This window comes from Flavobacterium sp. P21 (assembly GCF_050632225.1).
Classification (GTDB): domain Bacteria; phylum Bacteroidota; class Bacteroidia; order Flavobacteriales; family Flavobacteriaceae; genus Flavobacterium.
The window spans coordinates 1,321,863-1,345,852 of sequence record NZ_CP192585.1 but is presented as its reverse complement, the minus strand read 5'-3'; the positions used below and the strand labels follow the sequence as shown (position 1 = coordinate 1,345,852).

The window sequence follows — 23,990 nt, the reverse complement described above, 5'->3', positions numbered from 1 at the left end:
TTCACAAAAGTTATTTCAATTTATTCAGATACATATTTACCGTATTATCCAATCCAAGATAAAGCGCTTCCGAAATTAAGGCGTGACCAATAGAAACCTCCAATAAACCTGGAATATTCTCTTTGAAAAATTTGATGTTATCTAAACTCAAATCATGTCCAGCATTGATTCCTAAACCTAATTCGTTTGCCAATACTGCGGCTTTTGTGTAAGGCTCAATTCCGTTTTTATTCCCTAATTCGTATTGATGCGCAAAAGCTTCGGTGTATAATTCAATTCTATCAGTTCCTGTTTTTTTGCTCCTTCAATAATTTCTAAAACAGGATCAACAAAAATCGAAGTTCTGATTCCGTTTCTCTGAAATTCCTGAATAACTTCAGTCAAATATTCTTGATTTTTGATAGTATCCCAACCTGCAGAAGATGTAATTGCTCCAATTGCATCAGGAACCAGCGTCACTTGATCAGGCTTGCATTCTAAAACCAAATCAATAAAATTATGTTGCGGATTTCCTTCAATATTATATTCTGTCGTAACAATTGCTTTTAAATCGCGAGCGTCCTGATAACGTATGTGACGCTCGTCTGGACGCGGATGAATAGTAATTCCTTGAGCTCCAAATTTCTGAATATCCACAGCTACTTTTAACAAATCAGGAACATTCCCACCACGTGCATTTCTTAAAGTTGCAATTTTATTGATATTAACACTTAACTTTGTCATATAAATAGATAATTAATTCTAGTAACACTATATTTGTAATGACAAAAATACAAAGTAAAACGTCGTAGTTTTTCGTATTTTTTGATTATTTTGCAAAGGAAATATCTTCAATTGATTTATGACAGAAATTACAAACTATATCACCAATGATTACAGAGCGATTGATAGTCAGGAAACGATAGCCTCGATTCAGGATTTTTTTATCGATGTGAATTTTTCTCATTTCCCAATTTTAGAAGATGGGATTTTCATTGGCAGTATTGCGGCTGATGACATTGAAACTTTTGACACCGATAAAAAAGCAATTGACTACAAATATACTTTAGAACGCTTTTTCGCCCGAAAATCAATGATTTGGCTTGACGTTCTTGAGGTTTTTGCCAAAAATCACACCAATACGGTTCCTGTATTAGACGAAAACAACAGTTATATTGGCTACTATGAAATGGAAGATATCATGAAATTCTTTCAGGAAACTCCATTTTTAAAAGAACAGGGAGGAATCATAATTGTTCAAAAAGGGCTTTTGGATTATTCTATGGGGCAAATTGCTCAAATTGTTGAGAGCAACAACGGCAAAGTCCTTGGCTGTTTTATTTCTGAAGCTGATCTTGAAAATGTTCAGATTACAGTAAAAATCGGAACTGGTCCTTTGAATGAGATTATCCAGACTTTCAGACGATATAATTACGAAATTATTTCTGAACACCAAGAAGATGCTTACATCAACAGCTTGAAAGAACGCTCAGATTACTTAGACAAATATCTCAACATATAAATTATGAATGTGCCAATGAGAAAATTAGCCAATTAGATAATTTTCGCATTTTAAAACAATTATCTAATTGACACATTGACAAATTATCTAATTTAAAAAGAATGAAAATAGCCATTTACGGACAATATTATCAAAACAGCACCGAGCCTATTATAAAAGACATTTTTTTGTTTTTTACTACCAATAATGTTGAAATTGTTATTGAAGAGAATTTTCTGGAAATGCTTTATGAAAAACAGCTTGTAAAAAAAGAGTATAAAACTTTTTCATCGAGCACTATTCTAGACAATAGTTTTGAAATGCTGATTAGTATTGGCGGAGATGGAACCGTTTTAAGATCTGCGGCTCTGGTCCGAAATTCTGGCGTGCCACTTTTAGGAATCAATGCAGGCCGATTGGGTTTTCTTGCTAAAGTTCAAAAAGAAAACATCGACATCTTATTGCAGTACGTGATCGATCAAAATTATACTACTTCAGAAAGAACTCTTCTTGGATTAACTTCTGAACCAAATAATGAAGCTTTCGCAGAATTGAATTTTGCAATGAACGAAGTAACTGTCAGCCGTAAAGACACCACTTCGATGATTACTGTAGAAACGTATTTAAACAACGAATACCTAAATTCTTATTGGGCCGACGGATTAATCATTTCAACACCAACAGGCTCTACTGGATATTCTTTAAGTTGTGGCGGACCTATTTTAACGCCAGATGTAAAAAGCTTAGTCATAACACCAATTGCCCCACACAACTTAACTGCAAGACCGCTTGTTATTCCTGATGATACCGAAATAACTTTACGCGTTTCAGGAAGAGAAGATCAATACTTAGTTTCTTTGGATTCAAGAATTTCATCTGTAAAAAACGAGTCTATTTTAAAAATCAAAAAAACAGATTATAAAATCAAAATGGTAGAGATTCCTGGCGAAACTTTCCTGAAAACATTAAGAAACAAATTGCTCTGGGGCGAAGACAAGAGAAATTAAGCCCTTTTCTGACACCCGACTATACGATAATACCACTTTTTCTCGTTCTGCATGTATCGAATCCGCATTAAATGTCTCAAAATCATAATGTAAATTGAAAAAAAGCACATTTAACTAAAGCGACGTTGATTCGTATCGATAATTATTATATTTGCACGCAATTTTGAATTAAATGAAGAAAATTTTTAATTTATTGTTATGTTTTTTCCCCTTTATTACACTTCATGCTCAAATAAATGAGTTAGGTGTTTTTCTTGGTGGAAGCAACTTTATTGGCGACGTCGGAAGTACGACTTATATCAATCCAGACAAACTGGCTTTTGGTGTATTATACAAATGGAATAAAAGTCCGCGTCATGCGTACCGCTTTTCGTATACACAATCTACTGTTTCCGGAAATGATGTAGACTCAGAAGAATCAGGAAGATACAATCGAGGATACAGCTTTAGAAACAACATCAAAGAGCTTTCTGCCGGTTTAGAATTTAATTTTTTCGATTTTAATCTGCACGATTACCATACAAAAGTTACACCTTATATATATACAGGTTTAAGTTACTTTTTTTATGATGATCTATACATTCAAGGAGGCTATACCTACAAGGACAAAACTTCAAGTTCGATTGCCATTCCGATGACTTTAGGAATCAAATCAAATGTAACGCCTCACTTTATTATAGGAGCCGAAGTTGGTGCCCGCTATACTTTTACAGATAATATTGATGGAAGCTATCCTTCAAACAGCAATCTTTCGAATTTGCGTTTTGGAAATTTAAATAATAATGACTGGTATGTGTTCTCTGGCATTACACTGACTTATACCTTTGGACAAAAACCTTGCTATTGCGCAGAATAACAAAATGAATTTACTAGACTCTATAGATCACAAAAATTTGCCTAAACACCTTGCCATTATTATGGACGGAAACGGACGTTGGGCTAAACAACAAGGTTTTTTACGCGCTTTTGGCCATGAAAACGGTACAAAATCAGTAAAAAAACAATTACAACCTGCGCCAAACTTGGCATAGAGTATTTGACATTATATGCTTTTTCTACTGAAAATTGGAATCGACCAAAATTGGAAGTTGAAGCATTAATGAAAATATTGATCAATTCATTAAAAAAAGAGCTAGTTACTTTACAAGAAAACAATATCAGACTAAACGCTATCGGGAATCTTGATAAATTGCCAAAATCAGCCCAAAAAGAACTTTTAGACGTTATGGAGAAGACGAAAAACAACACTCGTCTTACGCTTACACTGGCTTTAAGTTACGGATCGAGAGAAGAATTGGTAAATGCCGTGAGAATCATCAGCGATAAAGTTAAAAATAATATAATTTCATTAGACACTATTGACGATTCAATTATAAATGAGCATCTTTACACGCAAAATTTACCTGACGTAGATTTATTAATACGAACAAGTGGAGAACATAGAATAAGTAACTTTTTGCTATGGCAGATTGCCTACGCAGAATTGTATTTTACGAATGTCTTATGGCCAGACTTTAAAGATCAAGATTTATATGAGGCTATCATTAGTTATCAAAAAAGAGAACGTAGATTTGGAAAAACAAGTGAACAAATTAAATAATTTTTTAGTGTTACAAAAGAGAATACCACAATTAATCTGTACCCTATTATTTTTGGGTAGTTTTTCACAAATAAAAGCACAAGAGCGAGTTCCTTTTGATCAAGGAAAAAAATATATTCTTGCTAAAGTTTCTGTAGTTGGTAAAATAAGCTTCAATGAACAAACAGTTGTTACTTTCTCTGGCCTTCAAAAAGGGCAGGAAATTACTGTACCTGGTGAAGAAATCAGTAGCGCTATTAAAAAATTAGGTAAACTTGGCCTTTTTGACGAAATCTCGTTTTACATCAATAAAGTTGAACACGACAGTATCTATCTAGACCTGAATATTGTTGAGCTTCCTAAATTGAACGAAGTTAAAATCGTTGGTGTCAAGAAGAGCAAAATTGAGGGACTTATTAAAGATAATAATTTGACAAAAAGCAAGATTGTCAATGAAAACTTGATTACGACGACTAAAAATTATATTGAAAACAAATATAAAAAAGAAGGCTACTATAATACAAAAGTTACTATTACAAATACACCTGACACCACTGCTGGAAACCAAGTAAACATGTTGGTTCGAATTGACAAGGGCGATAAGGTAAAAATTAGCAGTATTGATTTCACTGGAAACAAACAACTTACTGACACTCAATTAAGAGCCGCAATGAAAGACACGAAACAAAAAAACGTACTTCGTGTTTTAAAAGCATCAAAATTTATTCCTGAAAAATACAAAACTGACTTAGAAAAAGTGATTGCGGCCTACAAAGAAAAAGGCTATCGCGATGCTCGTATCATTTACGACTCTGTTACTTATAATAAGGACAAAAATATGCTTGCCATAAAAATTAATGTCGAAGAAGGAAACAAATACTACTTTGGTAACATTAAATTTTTAGGAAATACTGTTTATTCTGACCAATTTTTACACCGTATTTTAGGTATTAAAAAAGGAGAAATTTACAACGGAGTTTTACTAGAAAAACGTATCGCAGACAAATCAAAACCTGATGCAGAAGACATTACAAACTTGTACCAAAACAATGGTTACTTGTTCTCTAATATCAACGCGGTAGAGACTAGAACAGCTAATGATACAATTGATTTTGAAATTAGAGTAACAGAAGGTCCAATTGCTTATTTCAACAAAATATATGTTACAGGAAACGACAAAACAAATGACCACGTTATATATCGTGAGTTAAGAACTAAACCTGGAAACAAATACAGCAAAGAAGAATTAGTTAGAACAATTCGTGAAATTGGTCAGTTAGGTTTCTTCGATCCGGAATCTATCAAACCAGAATTTAGAAATGTAGATGCTGGAGCCGGAACAGTAGATATCGAATACCAACTTGTTGAAAAAGGATCTAGCCAGGTCGAGCTTCAAGGAGGATACGGTGGAGGTGGTTTCATCGGAACTTTAGGTCTTTCATTCAACAACTTCTCAGCTAGAAATATATTCAACAAAGAATCGTACAAACCACTTCCGATGGGAGATGGTCAAAAAGTAGCACTTCGTTTACAAGGAAGTACATATTTCCAAACGTATAGTTTGTCATTTTCTGAGCCATGGTTTGGAGGAAAGAAACCAGTACAATTTAGTTCTGCCATTTCATACAGTAAACAGTTCAACAACAATTATGCAACAAGAACTGTTGATAAAAGCAAAAGTTTTAATATTTTTACTGTACAAGTTGGTTTAGCAAAACGTTTAACAGTGCCAGATGACTTCTTTGTATTATCACAATCTGTAAGTTATCAGCATTATGACTTGAACAACTATTACACTGGATTGTTTACCTTTGGTAACGGAGCATCACGAAACCTTGCTTACACCATCGGTCTTACTAGAAATAATAAAGGTACAAACCCTATTTTCCCAATGTATGGTTCGGAATTTAGTATTTCGGCAAAAGTAACACCTCCGTATTCATTATTTAACGGAGTTAATTATTCTGATTTAGGAAATCAAAAAGAATACAAAAAACAATATACAGGTACAAACGGATCAGATGATTATGGTCAACCACTTAATAATGGTGATTACTATAAAACTGACGCTCAAGGAAAAACGGTTAGTGTAGGATCTGATTATGCAAGTGCTGATACAGATCAGGCTAAGGTCGATCAAAAGAAATACAACTGGTTAGAATATTATAAAATTAAATTCAAAGCAGACTGGTATACTAAAGTTTATGGAAAATTAGTCTTAAGAACATTGACAGAATTTGGTTTCTTAGGAGCTTATGATCAAGCAAGAGGAGTTGTACCGTTTGAGCGTTTTTATTTAGGAGGAGACGGAATGGCGCAATACTCAATGGATGGTAGAGAGACTATTGGTTTAAGAGGTTATCCAAACGGATCATTGACTCCTACAAATGTCGCGGGTCAACAGATTGGAGCAACAATCTATAACAAATTCTCTATGGAGTTACGTTATCCTATTACACTAAAATCGTCAGCATCAATTTATGCGTTGACATTCTTAGAAGCAGGTGCATCTTATCCTCAATTTAAGGATTACAATCCGTTTGATTTGAGCCGTTCTGCAGGTGTAGGATTACGTGTATTCATGCCAGCATTTGGATTATTAGGAATCGATTTTGGTTACGGTTTCGACGCACTTCCTAATTCTGTTACCAATAAACCAAATGGATGGGAAACTCATTTCATTATTGGACAACAATTTTAGACAATTAGCGTTTGGTTAAAAATCATCAATAAAGTTATGTTATGAGAAAACAGTTTTTATTTTTATTTTTAGCCTTGATTGTAGCAAATACAAGTCAGGCACAGACAAGAACGACAAGAATTGGCTATATAGACATGGAGTATATTCTTGAAAACGTTTCTGACTATAAAGAGGCGACAGCTCAATTGGAGCTGAAAGCTCAAAAATGGAAACAAGAAATTGAATCCAAAAAATAGAAATAAACAAACTGAAAGAAAGCTTAAAAGCAGAAAAAGCACTTTTGACAAAAGAGCTTATTGATGAAAGAGAAACTGAAATAAAATTTCTGGAAACAGAAATGATGGATTATCAGCAAAAGCAATTTGGTTCTGATGGAAATCTGATTCACCAAAAAGCCGCATTGGCTAAACCAATCCAAGATCAAGTTTTTACGGCAGTACAAGATATCGCAGAAGCTAAAAATTATGATTTTATTTTTGATAAGTCTTCAGATTTGACAATGCTTTTCAGCAACAAGAAATTTGATATTAGCGATCAAGTTATTCGTATCTTAAACAGAACTGACAAAAGAGAGCAATTGACTAAAAAACAATTGAAAGATCAGGAAGTTAAAGAAGCCAAAGAAAATGCTATTGACGAAAACCCAGCGATGGCTGATCGACAAAAAGCACTTGATGAAAAAAGAGTCATGAGAGAAAAGCTAATTGAAGACAGACGATTAGAACAAGAGGCTAAGAAAAAAGAATACGACGATAGAAGAAAAGCCATACAAGCCGAAAGAGAAGCTAAAAAAATGGCACGGTTTCTGAACCTGCAAAAACAACTGAAGCAACCTAAGACTACTGAAGCCGTCAAAACTGACGGAACAACCGCAAAACCTGCGACAACTACTGAAACTGCACCAGCAACAACTGAACCAGCAGTAGATAAAGCGACTGAAAGGCAAAAACTTTACGAACAGCGTAAAAAAGAACTAGAAGAAAGAAGAAAGAAAATATTAGAAGAAAGAGAAGTACTAAAAAAGCAAAAGAAGCCGAAACGCAAAAACCTAATACGACCAATAATTAATTAATATTTTAAAAATGATGAAACAAATCAAAACTTTACTAATTGCTTGCCGTTCTAATTTTAGGAGCAAGTAACACAATGAATGCACAGGCTAAGGTTGCCCATGTTGATGTTAGCGAGATTATGTCGAAAATGCCTGCTATGCTAGATGCACAAAATCAATTGCAAAAATTAAGTGGTACATACGACGCTGAATACAAAAAAATGGTAGACGAATACCAAACTAAAATCAAAAAGTACGAGCAAGAATCTACACAAGCTACTGAAGCTGTTAACACAGAGCGTGCTAAAGAAGTTCAAGACATGCAAAAAAGAATTGTTGATTACAGAGACAATGCACAAAAAGAACTACAACAAAAAGACAATGACATCATGAAACCAATTATGGAGAAAGTGAAAGCTTCTATCCAAAAAGTTGGAAAAGCTAAAGGTTACCAATACGTTTTAGACGGTTCTAGCCTTATCTTAGCTGATGGTCCAAACATCACTGCTGATGTTAAAAAAGATTTAGGATTCTAATAAACGAATTCTTCATTATTAAAAAACTGCTCAAACTTTCAAAAGTATCGAGCAGTTTTTTTTACAATAAATTAAAATAAAAAAAGAAAATAATTCGCAGATTTCAGCTAAATTCAAATATCAATTTATTTCAAAAAATACTAAATTTGTATTTATGACAAACAATAATCCTATAGGCGTTTTTGATTCTGGAATTGGAGGAACTTCAATCTGGAATGAAATTCATAATCTCCTTCCAAACGAAAAAACTATTTATTTAGCCGATAGCAAAAATGCTCCCTATGGTCAAAGAACCAAAGAAGAAATTGTTGCACTCAGCAAAAAGAATGCAGAATTTTTAATTGAAAGAGGCTGTAAATTGATTGTTGTAGCTTGCAATACAGCAACAACAAATGCTATTCGTGAACTACGTGCTGATTACGATATTCCGTTTGTTGGCATTGAGCCTGCGATTAAGCCTGCGACAAATAATTCAAAAACTCAAGTTATTGGTATTTTAGCTACTAAAGGAACTTTGAACAGCGAGCTGTTTAATAAAACTGCCGAAATGTTTCAGAATACCACAATCATTGAGCAAGTGGGTCATGGTTTAGTACAGCTTATTGAAGACGGAAATTTAAACTCGCCAGAAATGACAGCGCTTTTAGAATCGTACTTAAAGCCAATGATCGATGCTAATATTGATTATCTTGTTTTGGGTTGTAGTCATTATCCGTACTTGATTCCTCAAATAAAAAAATTCTGCCGGACCACATCCAGATTATAGATTCTGGTGAAGCAGTGGCCCGTCAGACCCAAAATATTTTGCGTGATAAAGTTGGTTTCTCAGATCTTAAAGACGTTGCGCCTGAATTTTATGTTAATTCAAATCCTGCAGTATTAGAATCAATTTTAGACCACAAATATCCAGTGATCAAAAAAGACTTCTAAGGAGTTACTCAAACTTTCGCTTGACGAACCATATTCCGTCTAAGGATAAATTCAGAGATAATTTATGATAATTTTCTTTAATTAAATTATCCGATATTCTCCCTTTTTGTCCATACGAATAGGATATATTCAGGGTTGTCAATGTATTTTCTATCGGTAACGAAAGACCAATTGAAACTGTCGCATTATTTATGCGTTTGCCATCTACTTCAAGATATCCGTTATCAAAATTGGCTCCCATTGCATATTGAACACGGTCCCAATATTTTCGGTAATCTTTTTTTGCCTATAAGTAAAACCAAGCGCAAATCGGTCTTGGTTTACAAAATTCCCGTACAGTTCAGATTGTTTGGTATCATCCCAAAAGCTCTTTTCATAATCTAAAGTCATATTTAAATTATTCTTGAAACGTTTGCTAATCCCCACTCCTATTTCTAAAGGCATATAGTAATCGTCTATATCTGACGCAACCTCTGACTGAATTGTTGTTGTCACATCATCTGCAATAGTTGCAACGCTTTGTACTTTTGAAGCATTGACTTGAGAAGGAAGCTTGATCACTGGAGCAATTGTAAAAGTTGAATCGATTTTATATTGCGCGCCGAATGTTGCTCGAACACCTTTATAACTAGTTTTCTTGCTAATGGTTGTGAGTGTGTTTGTAATCAGGTAATGCCTTTCATCTGTAGTGCTTCCGAATAATACTGAGCCAGCAAAACCAACAGAAAGTTTTTTCCCAAATCGATATCCATACGAAAAATCAAAATTATTCAATCCGCCAGATCCAACTGCGGTTAAGTAGTAATATTCCTGGCTTCCTTCTATCGGCAATTTTAGATTTGAAATTTTAAAAGCCGCACTCGAATATGGACGCAATGCCATACTAAATCCTGAGTTTTTAGTAACCGGAAAAGCAAAAGCCATGTGTGAAAACTGGAAATTATTTCGCTTTTCACTACGCGAGTCGCTTTGATAAATAGTTGTTATAGCTTTTCCTCCAATATCAAACATAAAGTGATTTAAAGAAGTAAAACCTAATGATGCGGGATTTAAATTATTGATAAAAGTATCTGATGGCAATGCCATACCCGAGGAACCAATTGAAGGAAGAATTCCAAAATCAGAATCATACACACTACCCACTCCATAAAGCGAATAAGGCGAACTTGAAATACTTTGAGAAAATGAAGTCAGCGACAACAAGATGAAGCAACTTAAATAAATGATTTTACTTTTCATTTAATAGGAGATATAATAAATTTTCAATTGAACTTTATTGTTTGGGTGTTTTTGATCGCCTAAAACGATTCGATTTACTGTTTTGTAAATTCCTGGCAATGTTAAAATCAGAGAGGATTTTGAATCTGTTGTTTTTAGCATTTCTTTCTGCAAAAAGTTCCCAACCGGAATTGAATATCCAACATCTTCATTGAACTCGTCACTTTTTTTATTTAAAACACCATAAACCGTAGTTCCAGCAGAATTTACTAAAGAAGTACTTATTCGGTTTAATTTATCTGCTACAAAAACAGACAAAGAATCTGCCAAAGGATATTTAGCCGAATAAGTATTATTGACAGGTTTTAAAATAAGTTCAGCATTGACAATTGCTCCATTATCTGAAATATATTTGAGTTGCTTAATGTTTGGAAAATCAATTCTGCATGCGAGTCCTGTTCCCGACTGAATAAAACCTTGCCGATCTGTGAGCGAACTTGATAATTTACTGCTCGAAATAGGCAAATTCTGAATCAGAGTTCCTGTTTTATCTAACGAAATAGAATTAAACTGCCTTGTTGCGTCAGCAATTGTAAAATCTAATGTATAAGATATCTCTTCAGTGTCTGCTTGATATTTGGAGTAGTACAACCGTACTTTGCTGGTCGAAACATGAAAGCCAATCATGCTCGAAGAATTTGTTGTAGAAGGAACAATAACCAATCCCTTGAGATATTCAGAAAAACTATCAAAATCTGTAATTTCTCTCTTTTTTAATTTCTGAAAAAGTGCAGAACCAAAAGCATCACTCATTTTTATTGTGATAGAATCTTTTTCTAGTGGCCTTGGCTTATACGAAATACTTCCTATACTTTCATCACCATAGGTCAATGAAGAATTATTGTAGAAATTTTCATCTTCGGTATTTGGTTTTACTCTTTGCGTTAATCTGTGAACATTAAGTGTCTGCACACTTGTCGTATCTCCATAGTAATAATTATCGTATTTTAAAATCACGGCAATCGAATCAAACACGTAATTCACAGTTTCAGTATCAGAACCGCCACCTGAATTTAAGGTATAGGAGTCGGCGACTAACTGAAAGTAACTATTTGATTTTACTTTTCCCAAAATAGGATCATCATAATTTCCAACTAAAATTCTGCTCTGATTTGAAGTAATCAATGAGTCAAAATTTATTGTCGCCATATCAACCGTAACAGTGTCGATCATAATAACTTTATTGTTCACGGCCAAATAATCAGACCCCACAACAAATTCTCCAGCATCGGTATCTGTACCGCACGAAATAATCGTGATCGCAAAAAAGAACATCAATATAAACTTGTGCATAATAAAATTTTTGAGCAAATATAAAATGCCTCATTCTGCACGGCACTATAACATATACAGCCATGCTTTTTTGCACTACAAACAGCAAAAAATCATCTATAATACCTTAGCACAAACAAATCTTCAATTCAGCCTTAAAAAAGGCAATTTAGTCTATCAAAAAACGCCATACATATATATTCTTTTTTTAAAAGCATCAGCCACCTACTTTTGAACCAATAATTATGCAATGAGAATAAGGCTTTTAATATGTTCGTTTTTTACAATTTCATTTTTTAGTATGAAGGCTCAAGAAACTTTTTCGGCAAATGTGAATGTAAAAACAGAACCTACTGATAAAATTGATTTTAATGAGAGTAGTATTTCGGTAGTATTTAATAAAAAAATAAACACTAAAAATCAGCTCACCAATACAACTGAATATTCTAAGCTGAATGTAAATTATGATTTTAATAATTTTTCGGAACTTGAAAATTTAGATCGGTTTAATCAATTTCACAATAAAACAGATTATTCGTTTCAAGCTTGGGAAAAAACAAAGTTGAAATTTTCGCTTACGCCAATGTTTAGCTATCAGCAAAATTTAGAAGCATCTGATTTTACGCTTTTGGGAAGCTTTGAAATCAACCAGCAATTGAGTTCTAATACAAATATTTCACTTGGAGTGGCGCGATCTACAGTTTTCGGAAATCCAAAATTCATTCCTGTTGCGGCAATAAACTATAATTTAAGTGAAGAAAGCACTATTTCGATTGGATTTCCGGATACCAAAATTTCATACTCAAATAATATCCGAAACAAATTCAGTTTAACAAACAGCTTCAATGGTAGCTTTTACAATTTAGACCAAAAGTCTGATTTATATTATAATGCATCAAGAATGAGTTTGTCACAAATGACTACAGCATTTGAATATGAGCGAAATGTAGATGGAAATTGGTTTTTGAATTTTAAGGCTGGGTATGATTTCAACAAAAATTACAAACTCACCGATTCTGAAGACCACACTATATACAATTTTAATACTGGAAACGGATACATTTTAGGAATTGGGATCAAATACAAACAATAAATAAATTTAATACATTATGAATAATTTGAAAAAAGGAATATTATTCGCGACTCTATTTTCAGCTCTTGTTTTTGTAGGTCGCAGTAATGATGATGACGATGACGATTTGATTGGAAACTGGATTAAAAAGTCGGCATTTGATGGCCCTGCGAGATCTAGTGCCACAAGTTTCGTTATTGGTGATTATGCATATGTAGCAACTGGTTATACCGGCGATGTGTATTTAAAAGATTTGTGGGCTTATAATTCAAATGGCGATTATTGGGAACAAAAAGCTGATTTTATTGGTGTTGGAAGAAGTTCTGCATCAAGTTTTGCTTTGAACGAAAAAGGATATGTAGGTCTTGGTTACGATGGAACAAATAAATTAAAAGATTTTTTCAATATGACCCAACAAGCAACAGCTGGACTCAAAAAACAGATTTTGCTGGAACTGGGCGTTATGGCGCACTTGGATTTCAAGTTGGCGGAAAAGCTTATTTTGGAACTGGTTATGACGGAAACTATCTGAAAGATTTCTATCAATATAATGACCAAACAAATGCTTGGACATTAGTAAACGGTTTTAGTGGAAACAAAAGACGTAATGCTACTGTTTTTATAATTGGCGACAAAGCTTATTTAGGAACTGGAATCAACAATGGTGTTTATCAAGAAGATTTTTGGGAATTTGATCCTGCATCAGACGCTTGGACTAGAAAACGTGATATCGATAAAGACATTGATGACGATTACACTTACAATGATGATTATGCCGTAACGCGTTCAAATGCATCAAGTTTTTCAATGAATGGCTTAGGATATGTTGTAGGCGGCGATGGTGTAAAAACGGTTTGGGAGTACAACCCATCAACAGATCTTTGGGTTGAAAGAACTTCTATGGAAGGTGCGACCAGAACAGATGCTGTAGGTTTTGCAATCAACAACCGCGGATTTTATATGCTTGGACGAGTTGGATCAACTTATTTTGATGATGCCTGGGAATTTAAACCACTTGACGAACAAAGCGACGATGACAATTAATACAAAAAAACAATTCTTCTGGAATAAAATCCAGAAGAATTTATTGTTTATTTTACTTGTTTTGCAATTCGGCGCATGCACAAAAGCAGAAACATTTAAAATCGATTCTTTCCAAACTAAAACAGGCTGGGGATATACGATTTCAGCCAAAAACAAAATCCTAATCAAACAGTCTATCATCCCTGTAATCAGCACTGTAAAAAGTTTTTCATCTGAAGAAGATGCATTAAAAACTGCACATTTAGTGGTTAGCAAACTCGACCAAAATATGTCGCCAACTATAACGAAAAATGATTTAATTTTATTAAAAATAAAATTGTAAATGAAGCTAGACGCCATTAAAAATACTAACTCAAACAAAATTCTATTTCATTGCATCATATGGATTTTCTTTATATTGACTTCTTTAATTCAATTTTATGAAAGTCCTTTCAAAATCAATACTGATTTTTATGCGCAATGGGTTACCGGAATTATATTGTTTTATCTCAACTATTTTTACTTGGTTCCAGCTTTGCTTTTAGAGAAAAAATATTGGCTATACTTTATTTTTGTTTTGGCTCTTATCGTATTGTTCATGGTCATCCGAACTAATTATTTCCTTCCGGAATTCAGACATTTAAGACCTGAAAATATGGGAGCGCCAAGAATGATGCCTGATCCTAAATTTTTTCCAAAAGGAGGACCTCATTTTAGAACCGAAATTAGGCGACAACCTCTTTTCTTTAAAATTGGCCCTTCTTTTTTCTATATTTTAATTATTACTATAAGCGCAATTATTAGAACATTGGCTGAATTTTATAATAATCAGCAAAATAAATTAATTGCCGAAACTCATAGAACAAGTACTGAATTGATTTATTTGCGAAAACAAACAAATCCGCATTTTTTATTCAATTCCTTAAACAGTATTTATTCATTAGCACACAAGAAATCTGATTTGGTCCCTGATGCCATCGTGACATTATCTGAACTCATGCGATACATGTTGTATGAAACGGATAACAAAACGGTGGCTTTAGAAAAAGAGATCAATTATATTCAGAATTATATTGAACTGCAAAAACTTCGATTAAACAATATTGAAGACATTGTCATAAATGTGCACGGCGATACTCGTAATAAATTTATCGAACCACTGCTTTTGATTTCATTTGTTGAAAATGCCTTTAAATATGGAACAGATTACAAAGGCGCCAGCGCACGTAAAAATCAAAATTTTCATTCATGAAAATAGTCTCGATTTTTGGATCGAAAATACAATCGAAAACTATGTTAAAGATCCTGAAAACTCAGGAATTGGTTTGGTCAATATTCAAAGCCGACTTGATTTGCTTTATCCAAACGCGCATCAGCTTACTATAACACAAGATAATGCCTATTATCGAGTGCATCTGAATTTAAATTTGGATCAAATTCAAACCGCTATAAATTAAAAATTTTATGCTGAAACGTTAAGAGATAATTATAAAATAAAGACTTATTTTATGAAAATTTTAAAACTTAATTAATTGATTTCAAAGTACTTTTGAGCACCAAAACAAAACTTTTTATAATCTAATTTCCAGCAGAATGAAATGTGTAATTATTGATGACGAACCTTTAGCAGTTGAATTATTAGAAGATTTTGTCAAGAAAGTAGATTATCTTGAATTAGTCAGCACTTTCAATAATGCTATTGATGCTGTTTCTTTTATCAATCAAAACAATGTCGATTTAATTTTTCTAGACATTCAGATGCCACATTTCTCCGGAATTGATTTTTTGAATACTATTGAAAAAAGCCTTTGGTCATTTTCACTACTGCTTATTCTGATTATGCTGTAGAAGGTTTCAATCTTGGAGCTGTAGATTATTTGGTAAAACCAATTCCGTTTCATCGTTTTCTAAAATCGGTTGTAAGAGCACAGCAAATTGTGAATCCAGCAACTGCAATCCAAGCTATTTCTGAAAATACAACAGCTCCTGAATTAGAGCAGGATTTTATGTTTGTAAGAGCCGAATATGAAAACGTGAAAATGAATTTTTCGGATATCTTATTTATTGAAGGATTGAAAGATTATGTAAAAATCTACACAACAGACAATAAATTCACGCTGACTTTAATCAGTTTAATAAAACTTGAAAACTTGCTTTCCAGCAAAGGTTTTTCACGAATTCATAGATCTTATATCATCAATATAAAACATGTCAAATCGATACAAAAAAATAAGGTTTTGATTAGTGACAAGCGAATTCCAATCAGTGAAAGCTATAAGACTGCTTTTTTTGAAAAAATCAATTTGTAATTTTAAATTCCAATAAAAAAATCCCAAATTCCAAGTCTTATAAACAATTGGAATTTGGGATTTTAAATTTTTAATATTTATTGTTTATTCTTCGTTTTTAAACCAACCAGAATACATTACATAATTATTCGAAATACGCTCGATTTCCCCTGCAAAATTAGACTGATCAATATCTTTTACTTTTTTTGCCGGAACACCTGCATAAATAGTTCCTGACTCTACAACTGTATTTTGAGTAATAACCGCCCCTGCCGCAATAATGGCATTACTTTCTATTACGCAATTATCCATTACAATAGCACCCATTCCAATTAAAACATTATCATGAACTGTACAACCGTGAACAATGGCATTATGGCCAATTGAAACATTATTTCCAATAATTGTTGGATGTTTTTGATAGGTGCAATGAATAATTGCTCCATCTTGAATATTTACTTTATTTCCAATTTTAATAAAGTGAACATCACCGCGAACAACGGCATTGAACCAAACACTACAAGAGTGTCCAAAAGATACATCACCTACAATAGTCGCATTTTCAGCAACATAGCAATCTTCTGGGATCGAAGGCGATTTTCCTTTTACAGACTTGATCAACATAACATATTAATTAATAGCAGGACAATTACAATCGTAACGTTCTTTTTTGCAAAATAAATTGATTCCTAAAGTAATTTGGTGATAGGCACCTGTATCGAATTTTACATCACCCATAACTTGTGAGTAGGTATACGCAAACATAAAATTGTTATAATTGATTCCAATTATCGGCGTAAAATATTGCAGTTTTTGCGCCTTTACACCACTTCCTGTACTGTATTGTGCGCCATCAAAACTTCTTCTGTATGACAATGCGGCCCATAAACTTCCAAAATCCATGTTTTTATAGCCTTTAAAATTCAAGTCGATTGTTTTTTCTTTTGTCTTATCAAAAACCTGAAGCAATACTGAAGGCTCCCAAGTGAAGTTGTCATTTTTGCCAAAAACATATCCTGCACTCAGCAAAAACTTTCTCAAATTATCACTTTCGTAATCAGTATATAAATCTCTTCTAGTTTCAAGCAATCCCTGAACCGTTGCATGCGCATAAAAGTTTAAATAATTATACGAAGCTCCAACATCAACATTGAAATAAGAATCTTTTTGAATAGAACCGAAAACAATTGGATCAAAAGTTCCTCCAAATTTAGTTTCATCTAATTGACTCTGAATAACGCCTCCGCTGATACCAAATGAAAGCTGATTCAAATCAAGTTCATCTCTAGAAAACATAATATGATGCGCATAAGTAAGCTTTAGTCCTTTTTGAGAATGATATCCATTTTTATCATTAAAAACAATAATTCCGGCTCCAGAACGTTCTCCTACTCTACCATTAAAACTTAAAGTTTGCAATGATGGCGCATCTTCTTCACCAAACCATTGTTTTCTTGCTGTCAATCTAACTTTTGCACAATTTGCCGCACCTGCCATCGATGGATGAATCAAATAAAGGTTATCAGACAAGTAATCTGAGTAAACAGGAATTCCTTCTTGCGAATAGGAATAAAATGAGGTAATCAAAAAAATGAACAAAACCTTGATTCTAAATTTCATAAAGGCAAAATTGTTTAAGGAAATTTTTGACTCTTCTAATTTAATACGATTTATTTGTAAAGAGTCTTAATTATTTTATTAAAAAACCAAATATAAGTATTAGTAGAAAATAACTTTACTAAATTTGCAAAAAATATACGACCATGACAAAAATCACTATAAAAGAAACTCAAAACCCTACCATTCTTAAATTTGAGTTTGATGATTTCATCACAAGAAATCAAAATTTTGAGTTCAAAAACATTGACGAGGCTAAATCTTCGCCTCTTGCACAACAATTATTTTATCTTCCGTTTGTAAAAACAGTTTATATTTCAGGAAATTTTATTGCAATCGAGCGATTCAGTATCGTTGATTGGGATGATGTAAAAGACGCTGTAGCAGAGCAAATTGCGGCATTTGTTGACAAAGGTGGTGTTATTGTAAACATTGACGAAAACGCACCTAAAAAACAGCCAATTACGGTTTACGGAGAAACGACTCCAAATCCTGCGGCGTTAAAATTTGTTGTTAGCAGAATGTTGACTAGAAATGCAGTTGAATATAAAAATATTGATCAGACTGCTTCTTCTCCGCTGGCACAGGAATTGTTCAAATTTCCTTACGTAAAAGAAATTTTTATTGATGAAAACTATATTTCGGTAACAAAATATGAAATCAACAATTGGGATGAAATTACTTTGGAATTAAGAACTTTCATCAAACAATATATTGAAAATGGAGGAACTGTTCTTGACGAAAGCTTGATTGAAACTAAAGCCAAAAATGAAGCAACAAAAGATGAAGCATTTGACAAATTAGATGTTACTTCTCAGCAAATCATTAATATTTTAGAAGAATATGTAAAACCAGCCGTTGCCGCAGATGGTGGAAACATTGCTTTTGATTCATACAATGAAGACAACAAAACGGTAAAAGTAATTCTGCAAGGCGCTTGCAGTGGTTGCCCTTCATCAACTTTTACTTTAAAAAGCGGTATCGAAAATATGTTGAAAAGCATGCTGAATGATGAAGCAATTACAGTTGAAGCTTTAAACGCTTAATCTAAAAATAAAACAGTATTTGAAAACGCCCGCAAATTGTGGGCGTTTTTTTATTTAACCTTATATTAATCTTGTTTTCAGTAAATTATCAATAGAAAAACATTGAAATTCTGTAAAAAAGTTTAATATTGTAATTCTAAACCAATCAATAAAAAACTATGGGATTATCATCTTTTTTCAAAAATTTATTTGGCTCTACCAAAGAATCAGTAAATGAATTGGCAAATAACGCCGAAACTACTTTTGACCAAGCCAAAGAAGCCGCAACTCCTTATATTGAAAAAGCAGAGGCTTTTGCTGAAGAAACAATTGCGAAAGCAAAAGAAGCTTCAGAACCAATTATTGAAACTGCTACAGAATATGCACATCAAGCCAAAGAAACGGTAAGCGAATATGCCGAAAAAGCTTCTGATGCCATTAGTGATGTTATTGAAAGCATAAAAGAAGCTACTGCTGAAACCACAGATGATGCTAAAAAACTGGTTACTGAAACTGTTGTTGATGCAAGCGAGCCAGAAATTGAAGAAGCTGAGAAGGAATAAAACCGCATTCTTTTCTTATAAAAATAAATATTTTTTATATTTGCAAAATCTTACGCCTTCTCGCTTTGAGAAGGTTTTTTTATTCTTAAAATATAATTATGAGCCCAGAACAATTAGCAAGTTACACTACTCGATTGATCAATTTATTAATAGATTATTCTCCAAAATTATTCTCTGCATTTCTGATTTTATTTGTTGGATTATATGCCATTCGATTAATAAACAGACTGATTAGAAAAATAATGGTAAAAAGAAATCTAGATCCTACATTGACTAAATTTCTCGCCGATATTTTATTGTGGGCACTCCGAGTTTTATTGTTTGTAACTTTTATTTCAAAAATCGGAATTGATACTTCATCTTTTGTAGCTATTTTAGGAGCAATGGGACTTGCAGTGGGTTTATCGCTTCAAGGTTCGCTTTCTAATTTTGCCGGCGGAATGCTTATCATTGTTTTCAAACCTTTCAAAGTGGGCGATACAATCGAAGCTCAAGGAATTGTAGCAACGGTATTAGAAATCCAGATTTTTGTGACCAAAATGTTGACAGGAAACAACCAAACTGTTTTTGTGCCAAATGGCGCTTTATCAAATGGAACAATCATAAATTATTCGATGCAAGGAGAAAGAAGAGCCGATTTGACTTTTTCAATTTCGTACGATTCTGATATTAAAAAAGCAAAAGACATTCTTTTAGCTACTTTAAACAATAATCCAAAAGTGCTTAAAACTCCAGCACCAGAGGTTTTCGTAAAAAATCTATCAGCAAGTTCTGTGGATTTTGCGGTTCGTCCTTGGGCCAAAAATGCCAATTACTCCGCTGTTTTTTCTGAAACTTTAGAGAATTGCAAAACAGCTTTAGACCAAGCAGGAATTTCTGTTCAGCCTTATACAATTCAAAAATAAATATAGATTGTTATTTTTTTGATGACAACGTCATCATAAAATCTTTTAGATAATACGGTTCAAAATAAGCGACATCTACAGTGTCGCTTTTTTGATATTTATCAAAACTGATTTTACTCATTTCACGCGCAGAAGGATATTTGATTTCTTCTAAAAAGACAAAGTTTTCTTTTGTCAAAACTGGTTTGCATTTTTCGGCACAATCACCAACAAAATATAGTACCTCTTTATATTCTGCAAAAGAATCTTCTGTAATTACTTCGGCTTGAATTGCTCTTTCCGTTTTTAAATCGGCACTAAAAACTTCGTTGTAAACTTCCATTCTTCGGGCATCCAACATCGGAATTATTTTTCCTTCTGAAATAGAAACCCTTGAAGCCAAAGTTTCTAGCGTATCAACAGCGATCAACGGAATGTTTAAAGCGTAACACAATCCTTTTGCCGCCGAAACTCCAATTCGTAATCCAGTATAAGAACCCGGTCCTTGACTTACAGCGATTGCCACTAAATCCTGAACCGAGATTTTTGATTCGGCAATTACTTCTTCAATAAAAACATGAAGTTTTTCGGCATGCGAATATCCTTCTTCAGCAATTTCCCTGCATACAATGGTTTCTCCATTTTTTGCAATTGATACTGAACAATTTTTAGTTGCTGTTTCGATATTGAGAATAAAAGACAAAATATTTATTTTTTAAGTTAAAATTATTTGCAAAATATGGTCGCTATACCGATAAAAAGGAATGACAATATCCAGAACAGCCCAACTGCAATGAATAAACTGACAATCAAAAAACCGATATACAAGAACAGCTTTTTCCATGATGAAAAATAAACGTATTCTTCATTATAATATTCTGATTTATATATGCGATAATGAATATAAATCAGAAATAAGGCAATCGTTATTAATGCGGCGCCAAATCCATAAATCATTTCCATTGAAAACCCGCCATGTAATGCAATAATCATAGCAAGTTATTTCTTAGGAGTTTCTGCTTTTTTAAGCTTTACTTTATCACCAGAATTCAAATCTTTAGAAACCGTTGTATAAGGACCTGTAATTACAACATCTCCAGGTTTTAGTCCAGACATTACTTCAATATTAGTATCATCTTGGATTCCAGTTTTAATGATTCTAATTTTAGCTTTATCACCCACTTTTACAAAAACACATTCGTATTTTTTATCAACTTTTGGCGTCGCTTTTTTATCTTCGTTTGGATCGTCAACTTTAAATTCTTTTACTGCAGTTGTATCTGCTTTAACTACAACAGAACTGATTGGCACTGCCAAAACATTTGTTTTTGTTGTTGTTATGATGTCAACTGTAGCCGTCATTCCTGGTCTGAAAGGCGAATAAGCTTCTGGTTTTCCTTCTAATAAATCTTTATAAGAATCTTTAAGAATGCGAACTTTAACCTTAAAGTTAGTAACCTGATCTGAAGTCAAAGCTGTACTTGCAGAGTTAGAAATGCTGGTTACAATACCGCGGAATTTCTTTTTCAAATAAGCATCAACTTCAACATTTGCTTCATCTCCAATCTTGATTTTTACAATATCATTTTCGTTGACATCCACTTCCACTTCCATATTGTTCAAATTCGCAACACGCAAAAGCTCTGTTCCAGCCATTTGTTGCGTTCCTAAAACACGCTCTCCTAATTCAACATTCAATACTGAAATAGTACCATCTGCAGGAGAATAAATTGTTGTACGCCCTAAGTTATCTCTGGCTTCAGTAACAGATGCCGTAGCACTTTGAACATTGTAATAAGAACTTTGCTTTGTTGCTTTTGCGACTTCATAAGTCGAAATAGCTTTATCCCAATCTGATTTTGAAATTACGCCTTTGTCATACAAGGTCTTATTTCGCTCGTAATTTGCTTTTGCCTCTCTAAAGTTGGCATCAGATTGTGTCAAACCTGCTTTGGTTCCAGCCAAATTTGCAACCGAACGCTCTAGACCCGAAGTATACAAATCAGGATTTATCTTAACCAATAAATCTCCTTTTTTAACTACTTGACCTTCTTTTACGTTTAGCGCAATAATTTCGCCTGAAACCATTGAAGCTATTTTAACTTCGATTTCAGGCTGAATTTTTCCAGTTGCCGAAACGGTTTCAACAATGGTTGATGCCACAACTTTTGATATTTCTACTTCTTTGCCTTCATCCTTATTTCCAATAATTCCTGCTTTTGACAGACCTATTAAAGCGGCAATAACTATAATTGCGCCCCCGACTAAGAAATAAATTGTTTTTTTTGACATAGTAAATTATTTTGCAGGAATTGGAACAATTGGAATTCCAAAATAGAATTCAAGAATTTTTATTTTAAATATATAATCGTATTTCGTTCTAATAACTTCAGATTGCGCATTTGTCAACAACGTTTGCGCCTGAGTAAAATCAAATGAATTCATCAAACCAACATCATACTTTTCTTTAGCATAATTGTAAGCCTGTTGTCTTGCTTCTAAAGTTACTGTTGCGGCTTCATAAGTATTTAAGGCTCCTTTTGCATTTGTAAAAGCAGTGTAAACGTTACGTTGCAAATCTAAACTTTTTTGCTCTAAATCTATTTTAGATTTCTCTAAACTTACTTTATTTCGTTCAACATTATTTCTAACCGAGAATCCATTGAAAATTGGAACATTCAATTGCAAACCAAAATTATGTCCTTTATTGTCGCTAAATTGTTGGAATATCGGATCTGGACCTGTCGTATAAGGCTGATTTTGATCATCTAATTTTACTTGATCACTATAACTTGCTCTCGTATTAAAACCATAAAAACCAGTAAGAGTAGGCTGAAAAGCACCTTTAGCAATTGCTACATTCTTTTCGGCAATTTCAAGATTGGTTTGTGCCAGTTTTAATTCAGTTCTTGTTTCTTTTGCCTTATTATAAATATCAATTGGACTTTGTGCCATGATATTATTTTCATCTTTTGCATTTGTATCATCAACAACATCAAAATCAGCAAATTCTTTAAGCTGTAAAAGCTGAGCAAGACTCAATTTAGAAATCAACAAATTGTTTTCTGAAACTGCAATATTTTGCTTATCAGTTGCAATAGTTGCTTTCAGATCAAATAAATCGCCACGTGGAATTGTTCCCGCGCTCACCATTTCTTCTGAACGTTTTAGACGTTTTTCATCAATAGAAAGCTGTTCTGTTTTTATTTTCAAATCTTCTTTATAGCCCAAAATCTGAAGAAAAGCATTCGCAACGTTCAACGAAACATCTTCCTGCATTTTCAATAATTGATATTGAGATGCAATAATAGCAAGTTTTGTTCGTCTGTATGTATTTTGGTTTTGTAGCCCTTTGTAAATATCAACTCCAGCATTTAAACCTACAGATGAGTACTGCGTTGTCTGATTACGCAAAACTCCTGTAGTCACATCCTGGTTCAAACCAATATTCCATGAATGCGATGCATTTCCGTTTACTGATGGAAGATATCTGCCAAACGCATCTTTTTTATTTATTTCAGCATTTTGAACATCTAATTCCGAATTTTTAATCGTGATATTATTATCCAATGCATATCGTACACATTCCTCTAATGTCCATTGTTTTGTCTGCGCCTGACCTGACAATCCAAATCCGAAAAGCATGGCAAAAACAAGACTATTTATTTTATTTATTTTCATATA

At 33.3% G+C, this 23,990-nt stretch carries 24 protein-coding genes and 4 pseudogenes; 20 read left to right on the top strand and 8 right to left on the bottom strand.

The window, feature by feature from the left end:
- Window positions 1–10 precede the first annotated feature (10 nt).
- Window positions 11–723, bottom strand: a pseudogene (locus ACQ9BO_RS06460) (pyridoxine 5'-phosphate synthase).
- Window positions 724–841: 118 nt separating this feature from the next.
- On the opposite strand from ACQ9BO_RS06460, the gene ACQ9BO_RS06455 reads away from it, so the two are divergent.
- The 9 genes and pseudogenes from ACQ9BO_RS06455 to murI all read left to right on the top strand — a co-directional run bounded on the left by ACQ9BO_RS06455 (window position 842) and on the right by murI (window position 9,284).
- Window positions 842–1,501 (top strand): CBS domain-containing protein, encoded by a 660-nt coding sequence (locus ACQ9BO_RS06455; protein ID WP_431244053.1) that lies wholly within the window; start codon window positions 842–844, stop codon window positions 1,499–1,501.
- A gap of 101 nt (window positions 1,502–1,602) precedes the next feature.
- On the top strand, window positions 1,603–2,487 hold the full coding sequence (locus ACQ9BO_RS06450; protein WP_320569945.1) for an NAD kinase: 885 nt from the start codon (window positions 1,603–1,605) through the stop codon (window positions 2,485–2,487).
- Window positions 2,488–2,659: 172 nt separating this feature from the next.
- Window positions 2,660–3,343 carry a DUF6089 family protein gene (locus ACQ9BO_RS06445; protein WP_431244052.1) on the top strand — a complete coding sequence of 228 codons (684 nt, stop codon included), beginning with the start codon at window positions 2,660–2,662 and terminating at the stop codon, window positions 3,341–3,343.
- A 4-nt stretch (window positions 3,344–3,347) separates the two neighbouring features.
- Window positions 3,348–4,087 (top strand): annotated as a pseudogene (locus ACQ9BO_RS06440) (isoprenyl transferase).
- Window positions 4,020–6,767 (top strand): BamA/OMP85 family outer membrane protein, encoded by a 2,748-nt coding sequence (locus ACQ9BO_RS06435; protein WP_431244051.1) that lies wholly within the window; start codon window positions 4,020–4,022, stop codon window positions 6,765–6,767. Before ACQ9BO_RS06440 ends, ACQ9BO_RS06435 begins: the two are co-directional and overlap by 68 nt.
- A gap of 41 nt (window positions 6,768–6,808) precedes the next feature.
- Window positions 6,809–7,003, top strand: coding sequence for an OmpH family outer membrane protein (locus ACQ9BO_RS06430; RefSeq protein WP_431244050.1), 195 nt, complete (start codon window positions 6,809–6,811; stop codon window positions 7,001–7,003).
- Between the two features lie 44 nt (window positions 7,004–7,047).
- Window positions 7,048–7,839, top strand: coding sequence for an OmpH family outer membrane protein (locus ACQ9BO_RS06425; RefSeq protein ID WP_431244049.1), 792 nt, complete (start codon window positions 7,048–7,050; stop codon window positions 7,837–7,839).
- 10 nt (window positions 7,840–7,849) lie between these two features.
- Window positions 7,850–8,354 (top strand): annotated as a pseudogene (locus ACQ9BO_RS06420) (OmpH family outer membrane protein).
- A gap of 154 nt (window positions 8,355–8,508) precedes the next feature.
- Window positions 8,509–9,284, top strand: a pseudogene (murI, locus tag ACQ9BO_RS06415) (glutamate racemase).
- Between the two features lie 204 nt (window positions 9,285–9,488).
- Here the strand turns inward: murI and ACQ9BO_RS06410 are convergent.
- Both ACQ9BO_RS06410 and ACQ9BO_RS06405 read right to left on the bottom strand, forming a co-directional pair.
- Entirely contained in the window at window positions 9,489–10,523 is a 1,035-nt protein-coding gene (locus ACQ9BO_RS06410) for an aromatic hydrocarbon degradation protein (protein WP_431244048.1), read from the bottom strand.
- Window positions 10,524–11,855, bottom strand: a complete 1,332-nt coding sequence (locus ACQ9BO_RS06405; protein WP_431244047.1) for a DUF4270 family protein — start codon at window positions 11,853–11,855, stop codon at window positions 10,524–10,526. It abuts the gene before it with no gap.
- Window positions 11,856–12,135: 280 nt separating this feature from the next.
- Here ACQ9BO_RS06405 and ACQ9BO_RS06400 point away from each other — a divergent pair, with 280 nt between their 5' ends.
- From ACQ9BO_RS06400 to ACQ9BO_RS06365, 8 genes are all read left to right on the top strand, one after another.
- On the top strand, window positions 12,136–12,927 hold the full coding sequence (locus tag ACQ9BO_RS06400; RefSeq protein ID WP_431244046.1) for a DUF6268 family outer membrane beta-barrel protein: 792 nt from the start codon (window positions 12,136–12,138) through the stop codon (window positions 12,925–12,927).
- A gap of 16 nt (window positions 12,928–12,943) precedes the next feature.
- Window positions 12,944–13,438, top strand: a complete 495-nt coding sequence (locus ACQ9BO_RS06395; protein ID WP_431244045.1) for a kelch repeat-containing protein — start codon at window positions 12,944–12,946, stop codon at window positions 13,436–13,438.
- A 275-nt stretch (window positions 13,439–13,713) separates the two neighbouring features.
- Window positions 13,714–13,950 carry a hypothetical protein gene (locus tag ACQ9BO_RS06390; RefSeq protein WP_431244044.1) on the top strand — a complete coding sequence of 79 codons (237 nt, stop codon included), beginning with the start codon at window positions 13,714–13,716 and terminating at the stop codon, window positions 13,948–13,950.
- Window positions 13,940–14,272, top strand: a complete 333-nt coding sequence (locus ACQ9BO_RS06385) for a DUF4907 domain-containing protein (RefSeq protein WP_431244043.1) — start codon at window positions 13,940–13,942, stop codon at window positions 14,270–14,272. Before ACQ9BO_RS06390 ends, ACQ9BO_RS06385 begins: the two co-directional genes overlap by 11 nt.
- Window positions 14,273–15,181, top strand: coding sequence for a sensor histidine kinase (locus ACQ9BO_RS06380; RefSeq protein WP_431244042.1), 909 nt, complete (start codon window positions 14,273–14,275; stop codon window positions 15,179–15,181).
- Window positions 15,126–15,386, top strand: coding sequence for a hypothetical protein (locus ACQ9BO_RS06375; protein WP_431244041.1), 261 nt, complete (start codon window positions 15,126–15,128; stop codon window positions 15,384–15,386). Before ACQ9BO_RS06380 ends, ACQ9BO_RS06375 begins: the two co-directional genes overlap by 56 nt.
- Window positions 15,387–15,522: 136 nt before the next feature.
- Window positions 15,523–15,777, top strand: a complete 255-nt coding sequence (locus ACQ9BO_RS06370; RefSeq protein ID WP_431244040.1) for a LytR/AlgR family response regulator transcription factor — start codon at window positions 15,523–15,525, stop codon at window positions 15,775–15,777.
- Complete coding sequence (locus ACQ9BO_RS06365) at window positions 15,738–16,238, top strand: LytR/AlgR family response regulator transcription factor (protein ID WP_431244039.1); 501 nt, start codon at window positions 15,738–15,740, stop codon at window positions 16,236–16,238. The genes ACQ9BO_RS06370 and ACQ9BO_RS06365 overlap by 40 nt, the downstream gene beginning before the upstream one ends.
- 84 nt (window positions 16,239–16,322) lie before the next feature.
- Here the strand turns inward: ACQ9BO_RS06365 and ACQ9BO_RS06360 are convergent, their stop codons facing one another.
- Both ACQ9BO_RS06360 and ACQ9BO_RS06355 read right to left on the bottom strand, forming a co-directional pair.
- On the bottom strand, window positions 16,323–16,841 hold the full coding sequence (locus tag ACQ9BO_RS06360) for a gamma carbonic anhydrase family protein (RefSeq protein WP_431244038.1): 519 nt from the start codon (window positions 16,839–16,841) through the stop codon (window positions 16,323–16,325).
- A 6-nt stretch (window positions 16,842–16,847) separates the two neighbouring features.
- Window positions 16,848–17,837: a PorP/SprF family type IX secretion system membrane protein gene (locus ACQ9BO_RS06355; protein WP_431244037.1), complete on the bottom strand. Its 990-nt coding sequence runs from the start codon at window positions 17,835–17,837 to the stop codon at window positions 16,848–16,850.
- 143 nt (window positions 17,838–17,980) lie between these two features.
- On the opposite strand from ACQ9BO_RS06355, the gene ACQ9BO_RS06350 reads away from it, so the two are divergent.
- From ACQ9BO_RS06350 to ACQ9BO_RS06340, 3 genes are all read left to right on the top strand, one after another.
- Complete coding sequence (locus ACQ9BO_RS06350; protein ID WP_132989304.1) at window positions 17,981–18,880, top strand: NifU family protein; 900 nt, start codon at window positions 17,981–17,983, stop codon at window positions 18,878–18,880.
- A 158-nt stretch (window positions 18,881–19,038) separates the two neighbouring features.
- Window positions 19,039–19,422 (top strand): YtxH domain-containing protein, encoded by a 384-nt coding sequence (locus ACQ9BO_RS06345; protein WP_431244036.1) that lies wholly within the window; start codon window positions 19,039–19,041, stop codon window positions 19,420–19,422.
- Window positions 19,423–19,520: 98 nt separating this feature from the next.
- Window positions 19,521–20,327: a mechanosensitive ion channel family protein gene (locus ACQ9BO_RS06340; protein WP_431244035.1), complete on the top strand. Its 807-nt coding sequence runs from the start codon at window positions 19,521–19,523 to the stop codon at window positions 20,325–20,327.
- A gap of 10 nt (window positions 20,328–20,337) precedes the next feature.
- Here the strand turns inward: ACQ9BO_RS06340 and tsaB are convergent, their stop codons facing one another.
- From tsaB to ACQ9BO_RS06325, 3 genes are all read right to left on the bottom strand, one after another.
- Entirely contained in the window at window positions 20,338–21,009 is a 672-nt protein-coding gene (gene tsaB, locus ACQ9BO_RS06335) for a tRNA (adenosine(37)-N6)-threonylcarbamoyltransferase complex dimerization subunit type 1 TsaB (RefSeq protein ID WP_431244034.1), read from the bottom strand.
- Window positions 21,010–21,305: 296 nt separating this feature from the next.
- The gene (locus tag ACQ9BO_RS06330) at window positions 21,306–22,598 is read right to left on the bottom strand and encodes an efflux RND transporter periplasmic adaptor subunit (RefSeq protein WP_431244033.1); all 1,293 of its coding nucleotides are present in this window, start codon (window positions 22,596–22,598) and stop codon (window positions 21,306–21,308) included.
- Window positions 22,599–22,604: 6 nt separating this feature from the next.
- The gene (locus ACQ9BO_RS06325) at window positions 22,605–23,987 is read right to left on the bottom strand and encodes a TolC family protein (RefSeq protein ID WP_431244032.1); all 1,383 of its coding nucleotides are present in this window, start codon (window positions 23,985–23,987) and stop codon (window positions 22,605–22,607) included.
- Between the last annotated feature and the right edge of the window lie 3 nt (window positions 23,988–23,990).

Bases quoted from the DNA above. Each gene is read 5' to 3' on its own strand.
- ACQ9BO_RS06455 (WP_431244053.1), top strand. From the start codon at position 842: ATGACAGAAATTACAAACTATATCACCAATGATTACAGAGCGATTGAT.
- ACQ9BO_RS06450 (WP_320569945.1), top strand. From the start codon at position 1,603: ATGAAAATAGCCATTTACGGACAATATTATCAAAACAGCACCGAGCCT.
- ACQ9BO_RS06445 (WP_431244052.1), top strand. From the start codon at position 2,660: ATGAAGAAAATTTTTAATTTATTGTTATGTTTTTTCCCCTTTATTACA.
- ACQ9BO_RS06435 (WP_431244051.1), top strand. From the start codon at position 4,020: ATGAGGCTATCATTAGTTATCAAAAAAGAGAACGTAGATTTGGAAAAA.
- ACQ9BO_RS06430 (WP_431244050.1), top strand. From the start codon at position 6,809: ATGAGAAAACAGTTTTTATTTTTATTTTTAGCCTTGATTGTAGCAAAT.
- ACQ9BO_RS06410 (WP_431244048.1), bottom strand. From the start codon at position 10,523: ATGAAAAGTAAAATCATTTATTTAAGTTGCTTCATCTTGTTGTCGCTG.
- ACQ9BO_RS06405 (WP_431244047.1), bottom strand. From the start codon at position 11,855: ATGCACAAGTTTATATTGATGTTCTTTTTTGCGATCACGATTATTTCG.
- ACQ9BO_RS06400 (WP_431244046.1), top strand. From the start codon at position 12,136: ATGAAGGCTCAAGAAACTTTTTCGGCAAATGTGAATGTAAAAACAGAA.
- ACQ9BO_RS06395 (WP_431244045.1), top strand. From the start codon at position 12,944: ATGAATAATTTGAAAAAAGGAATATTATTCGCGACTCTATTTTCAGCT.
- ACQ9BO_RS06390 (WP_431244044.1), top strand. From the start codon at position 13,714: ATGAATGGCTTAGGATATGTTGTAGGCGGCGATGGTGTAAAAACGGTT.
- ACQ9BO_RS06385 (WP_431244043.1), top strand. From the start codon at position 13,940: ATGACAATTAATACAAAAAAACAATTCTTCTGGAATAAAATCCAGAAG.
- ACQ9BO_RS06380 (WP_431244042.1), top strand. From the start codon at position 14,273: ATGAAGCTAGACGCCATTAAAAATACTAACTCAAACAAAATTCTATTT.
- ACQ9BO_RS06375 (WP_431244041.1), top strand. From the start codon at position 15,126: ATGGAACAGATTACAAAGGCGCCAGCGCACGTAAAAATCAAAATTTTC.
- ACQ9BO_RS06370 (WP_431244040.1), top strand. From the start codon at position 15,523: ATGAAATGTGTAATTATTGATGACGAACCTTTAGCAGTTGAATTATTA.
- ACQ9BO_RS06360 (WP_431244038.1), bottom strand. From the start codon at position 16,841: ATGTTGATCAAGTCTGTAAAAGGAAAATCGCCTTCGATCCCAGAAGAT.
- ACQ9BO_RS06355 (WP_431244037.1), bottom strand. From the start codon at position 17,837: ATGAAATTTAGAATCAAGGTTTTGTTCATTTTTTTGATTACCTCATTT.
- ACQ9BO_RS06350 (WP_132989304.1), top strand. From the start codon at position 17,981: ATGACAAAAATCACTATAAAAGAAACTCAAAACCCTACCATTCTTAAA.
- ACQ9BO_RS06345 (WP_431244036.1), top strand. From the start codon at position 19,039: ATGGGATTATCATCTTTTTTCAAAAATTTATTTGGCTCTACCAAAGAA.
- ACQ9BO_RS06340 (WP_431244035.1), top strand. From the start codon at position 19,521: ATGAGCCCAGAACAATTAGCAAGTTACACTACTCGATTGATCAATTTA.
- ACQ9BO_RS06330 (WP_431244033.1), bottom strand. From the start codon at position 22,598: ATGTCAAAAAAAACAATTTATTTCTTAGTCGGGGGCGCAATTATAGTT.
- ACQ9BO_RS06325 (WP_431244032.1), bottom strand. From the start codon at position 23,987: ATGAAAATAAATAAAATAAATAGTCTTGTTTTTGCCATGCTTTTCGGA.